General features: G+C 59.2%; 15 protein-coding genes. 5 read left to right on the forward strand and 10 right to left on the reverse strand.

Annotation, left to right across the window (positions count from 1 at the left end):
- Nucleotides 1-45: 45 nt before the first annotated feature.
- A complete protein-coding gene (gene bioA, locus ACHH0Z_RS04940) occupies nt 46-1,335 on the forward strand; it encodes an adenosylmethionine--8-amino-7-oxononanoate transaminase (protein WP_045405903.1) in 1,290 nt (429 codons plus the stop codon).
- 48 nt (nt 1,336-1,383) lie between these two features.
- Nucleotides 1,384-1,860, forward strand: coding sequence for a kinase inhibitor (locus ACHH0Z_RS04945; RefSeq protein ID WP_032674406.1), 477 nt, complete (start codon nt 1,384-1,386; stop codon nt 1,858-1,860).
- Between the two features lie 85 nt (nt 1,861-1,945).
- Here ACHH0Z_RS04945 and hutH read toward each other — a convergent pair whose 3' ends face one another.
- The 5 genes from hutH to hutI form a co-directional block, all read right to left on the reverse strand.
- Nucleotides 1,946-3,466 carry a histidine ammonia-lyase gene (gene hutH / locus ACHH0Z_RS04950; protein ID WP_032656312.1) on the reverse strand — a complete coding sequence of 507 codons (1,521 nt, stop codon included), beginning with the start codon at nt 3,464-3,466 and terminating at the stop codon, nt 1,946-1,948.
- Entirely contained in the window at nt 3,463-5,151 is a 1,689-nt protein-coding gene (gene hutU, locus ACHH0Z_RS04955; RefSeq protein ID WP_045405901.1) for a urocanate hydratase, read from the reverse strand. The genes hutH and hutU overlap by 4 nt, the downstream gene beginning before the upstream one ends.
- Before the next feature lie 126 nt (nt 5,152-5,277).
- On the reverse strand, nt 5,278-6,012 hold the full coding sequence (locus ACHH0Z_RS04960) for a histidine utilization repressor (protein ID WP_023343612.1): 735 nt from the start codon (nt 6,010-6,012) through the stop codon (nt 5,278-5,280).
- 19 nt (nt 6,013-6,031) lie between these two features.
- Nucleotides 6,032-6,970, reverse strand: a complete 939-nt coding sequence (hutG, locus tag ACHH0Z_RS04965; protein ID WP_045405899.1) for a formimidoylglutamase — start codon at nt 6,968-6,970, stop codon at nt 6,032-6,034.
- Nucleotides 6,967-8,190, reverse strand: coding sequence for an imidazolonepropionase (hutI, locus tag ACHH0Z_RS04970; protein WP_045405897.1), 1,224 nt, complete (start codon nt 8,188-8,190; stop codon nt 6,967-6,969). Before hutI ends, hutG begins: the two co-directional genes overlap by 4 nt.
- A gap of 224 nt (nt 8,191-8,414) precedes the next feature.
- Between hutI and ACHH0Z_RS04975 the strand changes: the two genes are divergently transcribed.
- A complete protein-coding gene (locus ACHH0Z_RS04975; protein WP_045405894.1) occupies nt 8,415-9,698 on the forward strand; it encodes a putative acyl-CoA thioester hydrolase in 1,284 nt (427 codons plus the stop codon).
- A 122-nt stretch (nt 9,699-9,820) separates the two neighbouring features.
- On the opposite strand, the gene pgl is transcribed toward ACHH0Z_RS04975, so the two are convergent.
- Nucleotides 9,821-10,816 carry a 6-phosphogluconolactonase gene (gene pgl, locus ACHH0Z_RS04980; RefSeq protein WP_023292974.1) on the reverse strand — a complete coding sequence of 332 codons (996 nt, stop codon included), beginning with the start codon at nt 10,814-10,816 and terminating at the stop codon, nt 9,821-9,823.
- A 140-nt stretch (nt 10,817-10,956) separates the two neighbouring features.
- On the opposite strand from pgl, the gene ACHH0Z_RS04985 reads away from it, so the two are divergent.
- Entirely contained in the window at nt 10,957-11,775 is an 819-nt protein-coding gene (locus ACHH0Z_RS04985) for a pyridoxal phosphatase (protein ID WP_045405892.1), read from the forward strand.
- Here ACHH0Z_RS04985 and modC read toward each other — a convergent pair whose 3' ends face one another.
- The 4 genes from modC to ACHH0Z_RS05005 all read right to left on the reverse strand — a co-directional run bounded on the left by modC (nt 11,776) and on the right by ACHH0Z_RS05005 (nt 14,628).
- Nucleotides 11,776-12,834 (reverse strand): molybdenum ABC transporter ATP-binding protein ModC, encoded by a 1,059-nt coding sequence (gene modC / locus ACHH0Z_RS04990; protein WP_045405889.1) that lies wholly within the window; start codon nt 12,832-12,834, stop codon nt 11,776-11,778.
- Between the two features lie 2 nt (nt 12,835-12,836).
- Complete coding sequence (gene modB / locus ACHH0Z_RS04995; RefSeq protein WP_021241005.1) at nt 12,837-13,526, reverse strand: molybdate ABC transporter permease subunit; 690 nt, start codon at nt 13,524-13,526, stop codon at nt 12,837-12,839.
- Nucleotides 13,526-14,299 (reverse strand): molybdate ABC transporter substrate-binding protein, encoded by a 774-nt coding sequence (gene modA / locus ACHH0Z_RS05000; protein ID WP_045405886.1) that lies wholly within the window; start codon nt 14,297-14,299, stop codon nt 13,526-13,528. Before modA ends, modB begins: the two co-directional genes overlap by 1 nt.
- Before the next feature lie 179 nt (nt 14,300-14,478).
- Nucleotides 14,479-14,628, reverse strand: coding sequence for an AcrZ family multidrug efflux pump-associated protein (locus ACHH0Z_RS05005; protein WP_045405883.1), 150 nt, complete (start codon nt 14,626-14,628; stop codon nt 14,479-14,481).
- A 127-nt stretch (nt 14,629-14,755) separates the two neighbouring features.
- Here ACHH0Z_RS05005 and modE point away from each other — a divergent pair, with 127 nt between their 5' ends.
- Nucleotides 14,756-15,544 (forward strand): molybdenum-dependent transcriptional regulator, encoded by a 789-nt coding sequence (gene modE / locus ACHH0Z_RS05010; protein WP_045405881.1) that lies wholly within the window; start codon nt 14,756-14,758, stop codon nt 15,542-15,544.
- The last annotated feature ends 13 nt before the right edge of the window (nt 15,545-15,557 follow it).

A 15,557-nucleotide genomic window follows, 5' to 3' on the forward strand; every position in this document is an offset into this window, starting at 1 on the left:
ATACTCGTAAACCTAAAACTTTTCAAAATGGTTTACAAGTCGATTATGACCCAGGACGATCTCGCCTTCGACAAGCAGCATATCTGGCACCCTTACACCTCCACCACCCGCCCCCTTCCCGTCTATCCGGTGGCCTCCGCCCACGGCTGCGAGCTGCACCTCGCCAGCGGCGAGCGGCTGGTTGACGGGATGTCCTCCTGGTGGGCGGCCATTCACGGGTACAACCACCCGCGCCTGAACGCGGCGATGAAGACGCAGATTGACCAGATGTCGCACGTGATGTTTGGCGGGATCACCCATCAGCCCGCGGTGGATTTATGCCGCCGTCTGGTGGCGATGACGCCTGACTCGCTGGAGTGCGTCTTCCTGGCCGATTCCGGCTCCGTGGCGGTGGAAGTGGCGATGAAAATGGCGCTGCAGTACTGGCACGCGAAGGGCGAAGTGCGCCAACGTTTCCTCACCTTCCGCAACGGCTATCACGGGGATACCTTCGGGGCGATGTCGGTGTGCGATCCGGATAACTCCATGCACAGCCTGTGGAAGGGGTATCTGCCGGAAAACCTGTTCGCCCCGGCGCCGCAGAGCCGCTTCGACGGCGAGTGGAACGAGATGGACATGGTCGGCTTCGCGCGGCTGATGGCGGCACATCGTCACGAGATTGCTGCCGTCATTCTTGAACCGATCGTGCAGGGCGCGGGCGGTATGCGGATGTACCATCCGGAATGGCTGAGGCGTATTCGCAGGATGTGCGACCGCGAGGGCATTCTGCTGATTGCCGATGAGATCGCCACCGGCTTTGGCCGCACCGGCAAGCTGTTTGCCTGCGAACATGCGGGTATCGCCCCGGATATTCTGTGCCTCGGTAAAGCGCTGACGGGCGGCACCATGACGCTCTCCGCCACGCTCACGACCCGCCAGGTGGCCGACACCATCAGCGACGGTGAAGCCGGCTGCTTTATGCACGGCCCGACGTTTATGGGTAACCCGCTGGCCTGCGCCGTGGCGAGTGAAAGCCTTGCGATTCTGGAGAGCGGCGAGTGGCAGACGCAGGTTGCGGCGATAGAAGCGCAGCTGAAAGCGGAACTGAGCGCCGCCTCGGGCGCGAATTTCGTGGCGGACGTGCGCGTGCTGGGCGCCATTGGGGTGATTGAAACCACCCATCCGGTGAATATGGCGGCGCTGCAGCGCTTCTTCGTGGACAAGGGCGTGTGGGTCCGGCCTTTCGGCAAGCTTATCTATCTGATGCCGCCGTACAGCATCACGCCAGAGCAGCTTCGAAAATTAACCGACGCGGTTGTAACAGCCGTTAACATTCCCGCGCATTTCACGATTTAACCCAATGCATTACACTTGCTGAACGAGCGATCAACGAGGGTAAACCGTATGAAAATCATCAGTAAAGATCTGCGCGACGGTGAAAAGCTGCCGGAACGGCACGTTTTCAACGGCATGGGCTATCAGGGGGATAACATCTCCCCGCACCTGGCGTGGGACGAGGTTCCGGCAGGCACCAAAAGCTTTGTCGTGACCTGCTATGACCCGGATGCGCCAACCGGTTCCGGATGGTGGCACTGGATCGTGGCAAACCTGCCTGCCGACACGCGCGTGCTGCCGCAGGGTTCCGGTTCAGACCTGGTTGCCCTGCCTGAAGGTGCCATTCAGACGCGAACTGACTTTGGTAAAGCGGGCTACGGCGGCGCGGCGCCGCCAAAAGGGGAAACTCACCGCTATATCTTCACGGTGCACGCGCTGGACGTGGAGAAGATTGACGTCGATGAAGGCGCGAGCGGCGCGATGGTCGGGTTTAACGTGCATTTCCATTCCCTGGGGAGCGCGTCGATTACGGCGATGTATTCGTAAAAAAAGCCGGGTGGCGGCTACGCCTTACCCGGCCTGGATTTCGCACTCGTAGGCCCGGTAAGCGCAGCGCCACCGGGCAAAAAAATCACAGCACCGAAGGTAGCAGCCCCACCAGCCGCCCTTCTTCCAGAAGCTGCATCGCCTTATCAATATCCGGGGCAAAGAAGCGGTCATCATCGTAATGCGTGACGTGCTCGCGCAGCACCTGGCGCGCCTGCTCCAGCAGCGGGCTGGATTTGAGCCCTTCACGCAGATCGATACCCTGACTTGCCGCCAGCCATTCCACCGCCAGCACGCCGCGGGTGTTGGAGGCCATCTCCCACAGACGACGCCCGGCAGCCGGTGCCATCGAAACGTGATCTTCCTGGTTTGCAGACGTTGGCAGGCTGTCCACGCTGTGCGGGTGCGACAGCGCCTTGTTCTCGCTTGCCAGCGCTGCGGCCGTCACCTGAGCAATCATAAAGCCCGAGTTGACCCCGCCGTTACGCACCAGGAACGGTGGCAGCTGGGACATGTGTTTATCCATCATCAGCGCGATGCGGCGCTCGGACAACGCGCCGACTTCGGCAATCGCCAGCGCGATATTATCCGCCGCCATTGCCACCGGCTCGGCGTGGAAGTTGCCCCCGGAGACCACCTCGTTTTCCTGGGCGAACACCAGCGGGTTATCGGACACCGCGTTGGCCTCCACCAGCAGCACCTCCGCCGCCTGGCGCAGCTGCGTCAGGCACGCGCCCATCACCTGCGGCTGGCAGCGCAGGGAATACGGATCCTGCACCTTTTCGCAGTTATGGTGTGAATCGGCAATTTCGCTGGTGTCGGTAAGCACGTGACGGTACATCGCGGCGGCATCAATCTGTCCCCGCTGACCGCGCACCTCGTGGATGCGGGCATCGAACGGGCGACGCGAGCCCAGCACCGCTTCGGTGGTCAGCGCACCGCACACCACCGCCGAGGCAAACAGATCTTCCGCTTCAAACAGGCCGCGCAGCGCGAAGGCGGTCGATGCCTGGGTACCGTTCAGCAACGCCAGCCCCTCTTTCGCCGCCAGCGTGATCGGCGTTAAGCCGGCTTTTTTCAGCGCCTCTTTCGCAGGCAGCCACTCGCCCTGCCAACGCGCTTTGCCTTCGCCCAGCAGCAGCAGCGACATGTGCGCCAGCGGCGCGAGATCGCCGGAGGCACCGACGGAGCCCTTCGCCGGGATCCACGGATAGACCTCCGCATTCACCAGCGCCATCAGCGCCTGAATCACGCTCAGGCGAATGCCCGAGAAACCGCGCGCCAGGCTGTTGATTTTGAGCACCATCATCAGACGGACAATCTCATCGTCAAGCGGCTGACCCACGCCCGCCGCGTGCGACAGCACCAGCGAACGCTGCAGGTTTTCCAGATCGTGCGTCGCGATGCGGGTCTGCGCCAGCAGCCCAAAGCCGGTATTAATCCCGTAAGCCGTGCGCCCTTCGGCAACGATGGCTTCAACGCAGGCGACGCTGTCGTTAATGGCGGCGTGGGCGCTTTCATCAAGCGACAGGGTGACCGGCTGACGCCAGACGTTACGCAGCTGCTTGAGCGTCAGTGAGCCGGGAGTGAGTGTTAACGCGTTCATTCATGCTTTCCTTGTGTGGCAGGGATCATCGGCAGGTTAAGTCCCTGCTCTTTGGCACAGTCAATGGCAATCTCGTAACCCGCATCCGCGTGACGCATCACGCCGGTGGCCGGGTCGTTGTGGAGCACGCGAGCGATACGCGCGGCGGCTTCATCGGTACCGTCGCAGACGATGACCATCCCGGAATGCTGGGAGAAGCCCATTCCCACGCCGCCGCCGTGGTGCAGCGACACCCAGGTCGCGCCGCTGGCGGTGTTGAGCAGGGCGTTCAGCAATGGCCAGTCGGAGACCGCGTCCGAGCCGTCGCGCATGGCTTCGGTTTCGCGGTTCGGGCTGGCGACGGAGCCGGAGTCCAGGTGGTCTCGGCCGATGACGATCGGCGCGGAAACTTCACCGTTGCGCACCATTTCGTTGAAGGCGAGGCCCAGTTTTTGACGCCACTCCAGCCCTACCCAGCAGATACGCGCCGGCAGGCCCTGGAAGTTAATGCGCTCGCGGGCCATGTCCAGCCAGTGGTGAAGATGCTCGTCATCGGCGACGATCTCCTTCACTTTGGCGTCGGTTTTGTAGATATCCTCCGGGTCACCGGACAGGGCAACCCAGCGGAACGGACCGATGCCGCGGCAGAACAGCGGGCGGATATAGGCCGGGACGAAGCCGGGGAAGTCGAAGGCGTTACTCACGCCCATCTCTTTCGCCATCTGGCGGATGTTGTTGCCGTAGTCAAAGGTCGGAATGCCCATCTGGCTGAAGGCCAGCATCGCGGAGACGTGTTCCGCCATGGCGCGTTTCGCGGCAAGCACCGTGCCTTCCGGATCGGTTTCCGCTTTTTGCTGGTAGGCTTCCCACGTCCAGCCTTTTGGCAGGTAGCCGTGCAGCGGGTCATGGGCGCTGGTCTGGTCGGTGACCAGATCCGGGCGCACGCCGCGGGCAACGAGTTCAGGAAGAATGTCCGCCGCGTTGCCGCACAGGGCAATCGACACCGCTTTGCCTTCGGACGTGTACTTTTTGATGCGCGCCAGCGCGTCATCGAGATTCTCGGCCTGTTCGTCGACGTAACGGGTACGCAGACGGAAATCAATGCGGCTCTGCTGGCACTCAATGTTCAGCGAGCACGCGCCGGCCAGCGTGGCGGCCAGCGGCTGCGCGCCGCCCATCCCGCCGAGACCGGCGGTCAATACCCAGCGGCCTTTCAGCGAGCCGTTGTAGTGCTGGCGACCGGCCTCCACGAAGGTTTCGTAGGTCCCCTGCACGATCCCCTGGCTGCCGATGTAGATCCAGCTCCCGGCGGTCATCTGGCCATACATCGCCAGCCCTTTCGCGTCGAGTTCGTTGAAGTGTTCCCAGGTGGCCCAGTGCGGCACGAGGTTAGAGTTGGCGATCAGCACGCGCGGGGCGTTTTTGTGGGTTTTAAACACGCCAACCGGCTTGCCGGACTGCACCAGCAGGGTTTCGTCGTTTTCGAGTTCGGTCAGTGCCTTAACAATGGCGTCATAGCATTCCCAGTTGCGCGCGGCGCGGCCTATGCCGCCGTAGACCACCAGCTCGTGGGGGTTTTCCGCCACCTCAGGATCAAGGTTGTTCATCAACATGCGCAGCGGGGCTTCGGTGAGCCAGCTTTTGGCAGTAAGGGTGGTGCCGCGCGCGGCGCGGACGTCCTGCTGGCGGTATTTACCTGACGACATTGTGTGCTCCTATACGGGACAGATGATGCATTTAGATATACTTGTATAGACAAGCACACACAAGGTCAGATTTAACAAAAAAGATACAATTTTGTTATATTGCGTTAGCGATCACGCTTATAAAACTTATGACATAAAGTGGCCCTGCAGCCGGTAACGGTTCCCCGGGAAAAGCAGCCGGGCATGTGACACGATGTGCGACGAGGACCAGGTTCGACGGCGGATCAGCAGGCACGGGTCGTGCTCTTTAATGCGCAGCCGTTCGCACTCCTGCGGCGTGGCGCGCACGGCTTCCACAATGTGCTCCCCTTCCGTCAGCGGTGCGACGAGCGAGAGATAGGCATGCGGTGTGGTCTGGGTGTAATCCTGGTTCAGATAGTCCGGTATCCGTTCGGCGTTCACGCAGCGATCCTCAATCTGCACCGGAATGTCGTTTTCGAAATGCACCATCACCGAGTGGAAGATCCGGCTGCCTTCTTTAACATTCAGCTCTACCGCCTGCTCGGCGCTGGCTTGAGTCTCTTCGAGCACCAGCACCTCACAGCGGTGCTGATGATTACGCGCGGCAATCTCGTCCGCAATGCTGCGGATTTCAAACAGGGCGGACTGCCCTTTCGGCTCCGCCACAAACGTCCCGACGCCCTGCAGGCGTACCAGAAGCCCTTCGTCGGTCAGCTCGCGCAGCGCCCGGTTGATGGTCATCCGGCTAAAACCAAACTGCGCCACCAGCTCGGCCTCCGAGGGAATGCGGTCGTGCGGCCGCCAGACGCCGGTGGCGATTTTTTCGCTGATCGCCTGCTTCACCTTTTCGTAGAAAGGCGCGGGAGGGCTCGACGGCGGCAGGGGTGAGCGTGAAAACATCGTGACTCCTTGAATAGTGTTATGCCCACCAGTGAGCAATTTGCCAGGCCAGACGGGCGGCAAGCTTTGCGCCCTGCCCGTCCCGATCGAACTGCGGGTTAAACTCTACCAGATCGGCGGCCTGTAGCTTACCGCTACGGCAGATTTGTTCGATAACGGGGAGGAGATCCAGTGCCGGTATGCCTAACGCAGCCGGAGCGGAAACGGCAGGCATTTCGCTGGCGGGCAGGACGTCCAGATCGATTGTCAGGTAGACGCGATCGGCCTGGGCCAGCACCTTTTCCAGCGCGGATAGCGCATCGCGCCTGAAATGGAGATCCTCCACCAGCGTGACGTTCAGGCGTTCAGCCTCATCCCACAGCGCCTGCGTGTTCGCCGCCCGGCTCACGCCAAAACAGGCGTACTGAAATGCCCGCCCGCGCTCATCGCAGTAGTGCGCCAGCTGGCGAAACGGCGTGCCGGACGTCGCCCGGTCGGCCTTGCGCAGATCGAGATGGGCATCCAGGTTGATAATGACCACCCGCTCGTTCGGGAAGGCGTCCAGCACGCCGCGACCGTGCGCCCACGCGGTTTCGTGTCCGCCGCCAAAGACCAGCGTGCGCATCCCGGACCGCTGGCAGGCTGTCACGGCATCGCTTAACGCCTGCTGTGCCGCTTCCAGCTCGTCACCTTCAACGTAAACCGACCCCATATCCGCCAGCCGCTCGTGTCCCGGATGGCTTGCCATATTTGCCAGCGCCTTACGCAGCACATCAGGCGCCTGCACGGCGCCGGGCCTGCCCTGATTACGTTTTACCCCTGCATCACATTCAAAGCCTATCAGCGCAATGCCGGATGCCAGCGGCGTGAACGCTCCCTGCTGCCGTATCGTCTGGAAAATGCGCGTTGCGTTGCTGGCCTCGGCGCTGTCGTCGCGCCCCTGCCAGACCGTTTCGGCGACGGGCCGCCATAACCTCATACTGCCTCCCCACGGAAAATACGTTGATACAGCGGATTGCGTCCCGGCTCGTAGACCATCTCTACCGGATGGTGTGCATCCCAGACGATGAAATCGGCGACAAACCCGGCCCGCAGCTGTCCGTGGGTTTCACCGCGGCCCAGCGCCTGCGCGGCATGGCGCGTGACGCCAGCCCAGGCTTCCTCGGGCGTCAGGCCAAACTGGACGCAGGCCATGTTCATCGCCAGGTGCAGGCTGGCAAACGGGCTGGTGCCGGGGTTATAGTCGGTGGCGACCGCCACTGGCACGCCCTGTTTTCTGAGCTGTTCCACCGGCGGACGCTGGCGCTCCTGCAGAAAATAGAACGCGCCCGGCAACAGGACCGCCACCGTGCCGCTTTGCGCCATCGCCTGAACGCCTGCGTCGTCAAGATATTCGATATGATCGGCGGAGCGTCCTTTATACCGGCTGACCAATGCCGCACCGCCCTGATTCGACAGCTGCTCGACGTGCCCTTTCACCGGAATACCGAGCGCGGTCGCCGCCTTGAAGAGGCGCTCGGTTTGCGACGGGGTAAAGCCGACGTTTTCACAGAACACGTCGACAGCTTCAAACAACTCTTTTTGCCACAGCGTGGGCAATATTTGCTCGCAGACCAGCGTGAGGTAGGCATCCGGATCCTGTCGGTATTCCGGCGGAACGGCATGGGCCGCCAGCAGCGTTGGGCTGATATCGATCGGATTATTGAGGCTCAGCTGGCGTGCGACCTGCAGCATTTTCTCTTCGGCCTCGGCGTTGAGGCCGTATCCCGATTTGATTTCAATCGTGGTGACGCCTTCATTTATCAGACGCTGAAGCCGCTGCTGTGCCAACTTAAGCAGGGTTTCGGGTGAACTGCTGCGCGTCGCCGTCACGGTCGCGTTAATCCCGCCCCCCTGGGCGCTGATGGTTTGATAAGAGACACCGTTCAGACGCTGCTCCCACTCCGCCGCGCGATCGCCGCCAAACACCAGGTGGGTATGGCAATCAATCAGGCCCGGGGTGACCAGACGACCCTGAAGATCGACACAGTGAGTGTGTCCGGCCGGAATGTCAGATTCAGGTATCACGGCCAGGATAGTTTGACCCCGTATAACCAGGGCGTGTTGATCTTTCAGTCCATAGGGCGCACGGACGTCCGGCGCCATCGTAGCCAGTCGCGCATTTCGCCATATCACATCGTCAGGATGAATCTGCTGCATGGGCTTTCCACTTGTCATGGGTTGTATAGACATTTATTTTCATCTGTTGTCTGCTGTCAACCGACTTTGCGGAAAATGTTATTTATTTGTGATCACTTACCCGCCGCTCCAGGGCCAAAAATGCAACTTTTACCCTTTTTATCTTCCCGTTTCGCTCAACTTAGTATAAAAAAGCAGGCTATTTCGTCTATCCCGTAAAGACTTGCATACCCAGGAGCTTCACCTTGAACATTTCCAGGATTTCCCGTCTGGCGTTAGCGCTCGCCTTTGGCGTGACCTTATCCGCATGCAGTTCAACCCCACCGGATCAGCGCCCTTCTGAGCAGGTCGCGCCCGGTACCGCCTCCCGCCCGATTTTGTCCGCTGATGAAGCGAAGAACTTCGACCGTGCGCACTACTTCTCGTCGATGGATCCTAACGCTGCGCCGTGGACCCCGTCTTCGATTAACCTGCCGAAACAGCCTGACTTCGTGGTTGGCCCGGCAGGTGCGCAGGGCGTAACGCATACCTCGATTCAGGCTGCGGTAGATGCTGCCATCACGAAACACAGCGCGTCTCGCCAGTACATCGCGATCCTGCCAGGCGAATATGAAGGCACCGTGTATGTTCCGGCTGCACCGGGCAGCATTACGCTTTACGGTCTGGGCGAAAAAGCAATCGACGTAAAAATTGGCCTGGCGATCGATTCTGAAATCGACAGCAACACCTGGCGTCACCTGGTGAACCCGGCCGGTAAATATATGCCGGGCAAACCGGCGTGGTATATGTTTGATAACTGCCAGAGCAAGCGTTCCGCCACCGTTGGCGTGATGTGCTCAGCGGTGTTCTGGTCCCAGAATAACGGTCTGCAGCTGCAGAACCTGACCATTCAGAATACCCTGGGCGACAGCGTTGACGCCGGTAACCACCAGGCCGTCGCGCTGCGCAGCGATGGCGATAAGGTGCAGATTAACAACGTCAACATTCTGGGTCGTCAGAACACCTTCTTCGTGACCAACAGCGGCGTGCAGAACACCCTGCAGAATAACCGTCTGACCCGTACGCTGGTAACCAACAGCTACGTTGAAGGTGACGTGGATCTGGTGTCCGGCCGCGGCGCGGTGGTATTTGATAACACCGATTTCCGCGTGGTGAACTCACGTACCCAGCAGGAAGGTTACGTGTTTGCTCCGGCAACCCCGTCGAACCTCTTCTTCGGCTTCCTGGCCGTGAACAGCCGCTTTAACGCTGCCGGTGACGGCGTGGCGCAGCTGGGACGCTCCCTGGACGTGGACTCAGCCACCAACGGTCAGGTTGTGATCCGCGACAGCGCGATCAACGAAGGCTTCAACATGGCGAAGCCGTGGGCGGATGCGGCGATCTCTAAACGTCCGTTCTCCGGCAATACCGGTGCGGTGGACGATAAAGGGAACGTGCAGCGCAACCTGAACGACGCTAGCTTCAACCGCATGTGGGAGTACAACAACCGCGGTCTGGGCAGCAAAGTGGTTGCTGAGCCGAAGCAGTAAGCTGTCCTTTTGCCGGGTGGCGGCTTTGCCTTACCCGGCCTACAGGTTATGTAAGCCCGGTAAACGCACTGCCACCGGGCATAAAAAAACCTCGCATTCGCGAGGTTTTTTGTTTAAGCCGCTTAGTGAGCGTTAACCACCACCCACATCGGCCCCTGGCCTACGGCGTAGCGCCCTTTCTCTTCCAGCAGCCCCTGCTCGCCTTTAATTTCATACAGCGCGATGTGGTGGGATTTCTGCCCCGCCGCAATCAGGTATTTGCCGCTGTGATCGATATTAAAGCCGCGCGGCTGGGTTTCCGTCGGCTGGAAGCCTTCAATCGCCAGCACGCTGCCGTCTTCGGAAACGCTAAACACGGTGATCAGGCTGGAGGTGCGGTCACAGGCGTACAAATGACGGCCATTTGGCGTAATGTGAATATCCGCCGCCCAGCGTGTGTCGGAGAAATCAGACGGCATCATATCCAGCGTCTGCACGCACTCAATCTGACCGTTTGGATCTTTCAGCTCCCATACGTCCACGGAGCTGTTCAGTTCGTTGACCACATAGGCGTACTGCTGGTTCGGATGGAAGACCATATGACGCGGGCCCGCGCCTTCTACCGTCGTGACTTCAGCTGGATTCTGCGCCACGAGGTGACCATCGTCGCTCAGGGTGAACAGGCAGATACGATCCTGCTTCAGGGCAGGCACCCACAGCGTGCGGTTATCCGGAGAGATATTCGCCGAGTGGCAGCCTTCCAGCCCTTCCACCACATCCACGGTTTCGACCGGAATGCCATCTTCCAGACGCGTTACGCTGACGCAGCCTGCATTATACGAGCCGCTGAAGACAAAGTTGCCTTTACGATCGGTTGAGATATGGGTTGGACTGCCCGGCAGCGGCGCTTCGGCAGTGTAAGTCAGCGCGCCGTCGTCCGGAGAGATGCGATAGGCCAGCACGCGAAACTCCGGGCGCACACCCACGTACAAGAAACGTTTATCCGGGCTGATGACCATCGGCTGTACCTGGCCTGGCACATCAACAACCTGAACCAGCGTGAGTGTCCCTTCGGTATTTAAGCGCCAGACGTGGATCTGCTGGCTTTCAGGACTGGCGGTATAAACGGTTTGTTTCATGAATATTCACTCCTCACTGCGCATGAAAGTAATTAACTTTTGACGGTGAATGCTGAATTGTCGACAGGAATTTTGAAGCCTTCGCCTCTCGGTGTACCATCCCATCAAAACGTAAATTCAATATTAACCCGGGAAAACAGATGACCTCGCGTGTGATTGCTCTGGATTTAGACGGTACCTTACTGACGCCGCAAAAAACCCTTCTCCCCTCTTCCCTTGAAGCGCTTAAACGCGCGCAGGAAGCGGGATATCAACTCCTTATCGTAACGGGTCGACATCACGTAGCCATTCACCCTTTTTATCAGGCACTGGCGTTAGATACACCTGCAATTTGTTGTAATGGCACTTATTTGTATGATTATCAGGCAAAAAAGGTTTTAGCCTCCGACCCGCTGCCGGTTCCCCAGGCGCTGCAACTGATTGATATGCTGGATGAGCATGCCATTCACGGCCTGATGTATGTGGATAACGCAATGGTCTACGAGCGCCCTACCGGCCACGTGGTGCGCACCAGCAACTGGGCGTTGTCCCTGCCTGAAGCGCAGCGTCCGGTCTTTACCCAGGTATCCTCGCTGCGTCAGGCAGCCCAGGACGTTGAGGCTATCTGGAAATTCGCCCTGACGGATGAAGACACGACCAAACTGAATACCTTCGCGAAGCACGTCGAGGAAACGCTGGGGCTGGAGTGCGAGTGGTCCTGGCACGATCAGGTGGATATTGCCCGCAAAGGCAACAGCAAAGGCAAGCGTCTGACGCAGTATGTGGAATCACAGGGCTGGTCAATGCAGGACGCGATCGCCTTCGGCGACAACTACAACGACATCAGCATGCTGGAAGCCGTCGGTACGGGCGTGGCGATGGGCAATGCCGACGACGCGGTAAAAGCGCGCGCTAACGTGGTGATTGGCGACAACACCACCGACAGCATCGCGCAGTATATTTATACCCACCTGCTGTAATCAGGCGGTGATCGAGACGCTCTTAATTTGCGCGTAAAGCCACAGGCCGGGTTTGATCCCTAACTCATCCCTGGCCCACGGGCTAATGCGCGCCCAGAGCGTCCGGCTTCCCACCTCGAGCTTCACTTCCACCTGGCCGTTATCATCAAAACACTCCGCGACTTTGGCGCGCAGGATATTTCGAATACTGGTTTGCAGCGGCGGCTGCAGCACCAGCGAGACGTCAGATGCCTGAATACGAATACGCAGCGCGGACTGCAACGGCTTGTCGATCTTATTGACCCACAGGTGCTGATCGCCCAGCGCCAGCGCCGTCATCGCGTAGTGCGGATGGTGTTCCAGCACGCTCACCTTCAGAATGCTGCTCTGCTGTTCCCGGGGTAACCAGGGGTGCATGACGCTGCTGCCCCACACCTCTTCCAGGTTGCCGAAGGCCTTGACGCTGCCCTCTTCCAGCACCAGCACTTTGTCGGCCAGATGGAGGATCTCATCCAGCGAATGGCTGACGTAGAGCATCGGAATATTAATTTCTCGCGTCAGGCGCTGCAGGTAGGGCAGGAGCTCACGTTTGCGCGGAATATCCAGCGAGGCCAGCGGTTCGTCGAGCAGCAGCAGTTCGGGCGCGGTCAGCAACGCGCGGCCAATGGCTACGCGCTGTTTTTCTCCGCCGGAAAGCGATGAGGGCAGTCTGTCGAGCAGTGGCTCAATGCCTAAAAGCGTCACCAGCTTATCAAACTGTCCGGCCATGCTTTTTGCCATGCCGTAACGCAGGTTGCCGCGCACGCTGTAGTGCGGGAATAAGCGCGCGTCCTGGAAAACATAGCCGATGCGGCGTTTATCCGGCGTGAGATAAACCTTGTTCTCCACGTCGTTTAAGACGCGGTTATTCAATACAATCCGTCCTGACTGCGGGCACGTCAGGCCGCTGATGGCATTTATCAGCGACGTTTTTCCCGCCCCCGAGACGCCGAAGATGGCGGTGATACCGCTTGCAGGCAGCGTCTCGTTAAGCGTCAGGGTATGGTTTCCCAGCGTCTGGGTGAAATTCAGTTCCAGCATGCTTATTTCCCCATCCGCTCACGGCTCAGCCGCGCCAGCCATTCCGACACCAGCAGCGATACCAGGGCTAGTACGATTGAGATGATACACAGCCGCGCCGCGGCGCCTTCTCCGCCCGGCGTTTGAATCAGGGTATACATGGCCGACGGAATCGTTCGCGTCTCGCCGGGGATGTTCGAGACAAAGGTGATGGTCGCGCCAAACTCGCCCAGCGAGCGGGCGAACGCCAGTACCGTCCCGACAATAATGCCGGGTAACGTCAGGGGAAGCGTGATGGTGAAAAAGACGCGCCAGCGCCCGGCACCGAGCGTACGGGCCGCCTGTTCGAGCTTCATGTCCACGCCTTCCAGCGCGAGGCGGATCGCCCTCACCATCAGCGGGAATGACATTACCGCCGCCGCCAGTACCGCTCCGCGCCAGCTAAACGCAAAGGTCAGCCCAAACCAGTCGTAAAGTTTTTCGCCAATAAAACCGCGTCGCCCCATGGAAATTAACAGCAGATAACCGACCACCACGGGCGGCAACACGAGCGGAAGATGAAGCACGCTGTCGAGCAGCGCTTTGCCGGGAAACCGACGGCGAACCAGTAGCCAGGCAAAGAAGATCCCAAAGGGCAAACTCAGCGCAACCGCCAGGGAAGAGACTTTAAGGCTCAGCAGAACAGCCTGCCATTCAGGATCGGTCAATATCATCAGTGAGTCGTAAATCCGTAACGTTTAAAGATCGCGGACGCTTCCGGCCCCTTCAGATAATCGCGGAAGGCCGTCACGGTCGCATTTTTATGTCCATCAACAATCGCAACAGGATATTCCACTTTCTTGTGGGAGTCTTCCGGGAACGTTGCCACCACTTTCACACCCTTACTGGCAACGGCATCAGAGCCATACACAATGCCCAGCGGGGCTTCGTTGCGTTCCACCAGCGCCAGCGCGCCGCGGACATCTTCCGCCGGGGCCAGCTTCGGTGACAATGTCTCCCATGCGCCCAATTTTTGCAGCGCTTCTTTGGCGTAGATCCCGGCCGGAACGTGCTCCGGATCGCCCACCGCCAGACGCCCGCCGTTCAGCAGGCTTATCCAGTGGGTCTCTTTGTTGATGGTGAAGTCAGCCTGGGCGCTGGCTTTTGGCGCCACGACAACCAGGCTATTCCCCAGCAGCGTTTCGCGGGTTGCCGCATCAATCGCTTTTTTCTCCGCCGCGTAATCCATCCACTTCTGGTCAGCCGAGATGAACAGATCCGCCGGCGCGCCCGCTTCTATCTGGCGCGCGAGCGTCGAGGAAGAGGCAAACGAGGAGACCACCTCGACGTTTTTCTCTTTTTTATACGCCGCCGCGATATCCTGCAGCGCGTTAGTCAGCGACGCCGCCGCAAAGACCGTGATTTTACCGTCGTCCGCCAGCGCGTGTCCGGTAAGGGAAAGCGTCAACGTTGCCCCTGCAAAAAGGCGTACCCATGAACGTGCCATCTGTAACTCCTGTGAGTAGCGTTATATACACATTAATATAACGGTAACGTCAGGGAGATCCCAGCTTTTAATCGTACCGCTGAAGAGGTAAACCGGCGTAGTGCGTTAAAGAGTATCGGCGAAAATGGGAAAATCTTGAGAGCAAAACGCCCGGACAAGCCGGGCGTTTTGGGGGGGAATCAATGCTGCTTTTTAGCCTGGTTTCTGTGACCAATGTTCGAAAAGACGTTGAACACTTCACCCAGGCCGTAGATGGCACCGAGGATGATGGCCATCACTACTGGTACCATGATCACGGCGAATACCAGACTTTTCAACAACTCTAACATGGTTTTCTCCAGATATTGTGAACAGCTTATTCTACCCTTTCAACTGAGAAAAACATCCCCTTTTGTGCGGTACCCTTTGCGCCCTGCACCATTTGGGTCACAATACCCTTTTTGCCAGGACACTGTTATGCAGGCCGAAATTCTTCTCACACTCCGACTTCAGCAAAAGCTTTTCGCCGATCCGCGACGTATCGCCCTGCTTAAACAAATAGAACAAACGGGCTCGATTAGCCAGGGGGCGAAAAACGCGGGCATCAGCTACAAAAGTGCCTGGGACGCCATCAACGACATGAACACCCTGAGCGAACAGCCGCTGGTGGACAGAGCCACGGGCGGCAAAGGCGGCGGCGGTGCAATCGTGACGCGTTATGGCCAGCGTCTTATTCAGCTTTACGATCTGCTGGCCCAGATTCAGCAAAAAGCATTCGATGTGTTAAGCGATGACGATCACGTTCCGCTGGACAGTCTGCTGGCCGCCATTTCCCGCTTCTCGCTACAAACCAGCGCCCGCAACCAGTGGTTTGGTACGGTGACAGCGCGCGACAATCTGCAGATACAGCAGCATATTGAGATCCTGCTTGCCGATGGCACCACCCGTCTGAAGGCCGCCATAACGGCGCAAAGCGCGGAACGTCTTGAACTGGATGAAGGGAAAGAGGTGCTGGTGCTCCTGAAGGCGCCGTGGGTCAGTATTACACGCGATCCCGACGCGGCAAAGACAGCAGATAACCAGCTGCAGGGCACCATCAGCCATATCGAACGCGGCCAGACGCAGTGCGAAGTGCAGATGACCCTGGCAGATGGACAGCCGCTTTGCGCGACCGTACCGCTCAGCGAGTCGGACAACTTAGAAGAAGGTGCTGCCGTCACCGCGTATTTCAACGCGGACCGGGTGATTATCGCCACTTTGTGCTGAGCACATTGACAAT

The sequence above is a fragment of the Enterobacter cloacae complex sp. 2024EL-00227 genome (assembly GCF_043945315.1).
Lineage (GTDB): Bacteria > Pseudomonadota > Gammaproteobacteria > Enterobacterales > Enterobacteriaceae > Enterobacter > Enterobacter roggenkampii.

Bases quoted from the DNA above. Each gene is read 5' to 3' on its own strand.
- bioA (WP_045405903.1), top strand. From the start codon at position 46: ATGACCCAGGACGATCTCGCCTTCGACAAGCAGCATATCTGGCACCCT.
- ACHH0Z_RS04945 (WP_032674406.1), top strand. From the start codon at position 1,384: ATGAAAATCATCAGTAAAGATCTGCGCGACGGTGAAAAGCTGCCGGAA.
- hutH (WP_032656312.1), bottom strand. From the start codon at position 3,466: ATGAACGCGTTAACACTCACTCCCGGCTCACTGACGCTCAAGCAGCTG.
- hutU (WP_045405901.1), bottom strand. From the start codon at position 5,151: ATGTCGTCAGGTAAATACCGCCAGCAGGACGTCCGCGCCGCGCGCGGC.
- ACHH0Z_RS04960 (WP_023343612.1), bottom strand. From the start codon at position 6,012: ATGTTTTCACGCTCACCCCTGCCGCCGTCGAGCCCTCCCGCGCCTTTC.
- hutG (WP_045405899.1), bottom strand. From the start codon at position 6,970: ATGAGGTTATGGCGGCCCGTCGCCGAAACGGTCTGGCAGGGGCGCGAC.
- hutI (WP_045405897.1), bottom strand. From the start codon at position 8,190: ATGCAGCAGATTCATCCTGACGATGTGATATGGCGAAATGCGCGACTG.
- pgl (WP_023292974.1), bottom strand. From the start codon at position 10,816: ATGAAACAAACCGTTTATACCGCCAGTCCTGAAAGCCAGCAGATCCAC.
- ACHH0Z_RS04985 (WP_045405892.1), top strand. From the start codon at position 10,957: ATGACCTCGCGTGTGATTGCTCTGGATTTAGACGGTACCTTACTGACG.
- modC (WP_045405889.1), bottom strand. From the start codon at position 12,834: ATGCTGGAACTGAATTTCACCCAGACGCTGGGAAACCATACCCTGACG.
- modB (WP_021241005.1), bottom strand. From the start codon at position 13,526: ATGATATTGACCGATCCTGAATGGCAGGCTGTTCTGCTGAGCCTTAAA.
- modA (WP_045405886.1), bottom strand. From the start codon at position 14,299: ATGGCACGTTCATGGGTACGCCTTTTTGCAGGGGCAACGTTGACGCTT.
- ACHH0Z_RS05005 (WP_045405883.1), bottom strand. From the start codon at position 14,628: ATGTTAGAGTTGTTGAAAAGTCTGGTATTCGCCGTGATCATGGTACCA.
- modE (WP_045405881.1), top strand. From the start codon at position 14,756: ATGCAGGCCGAAATTCTTCTCACACTCCGACTTCAGCAAAAGCTTTTC.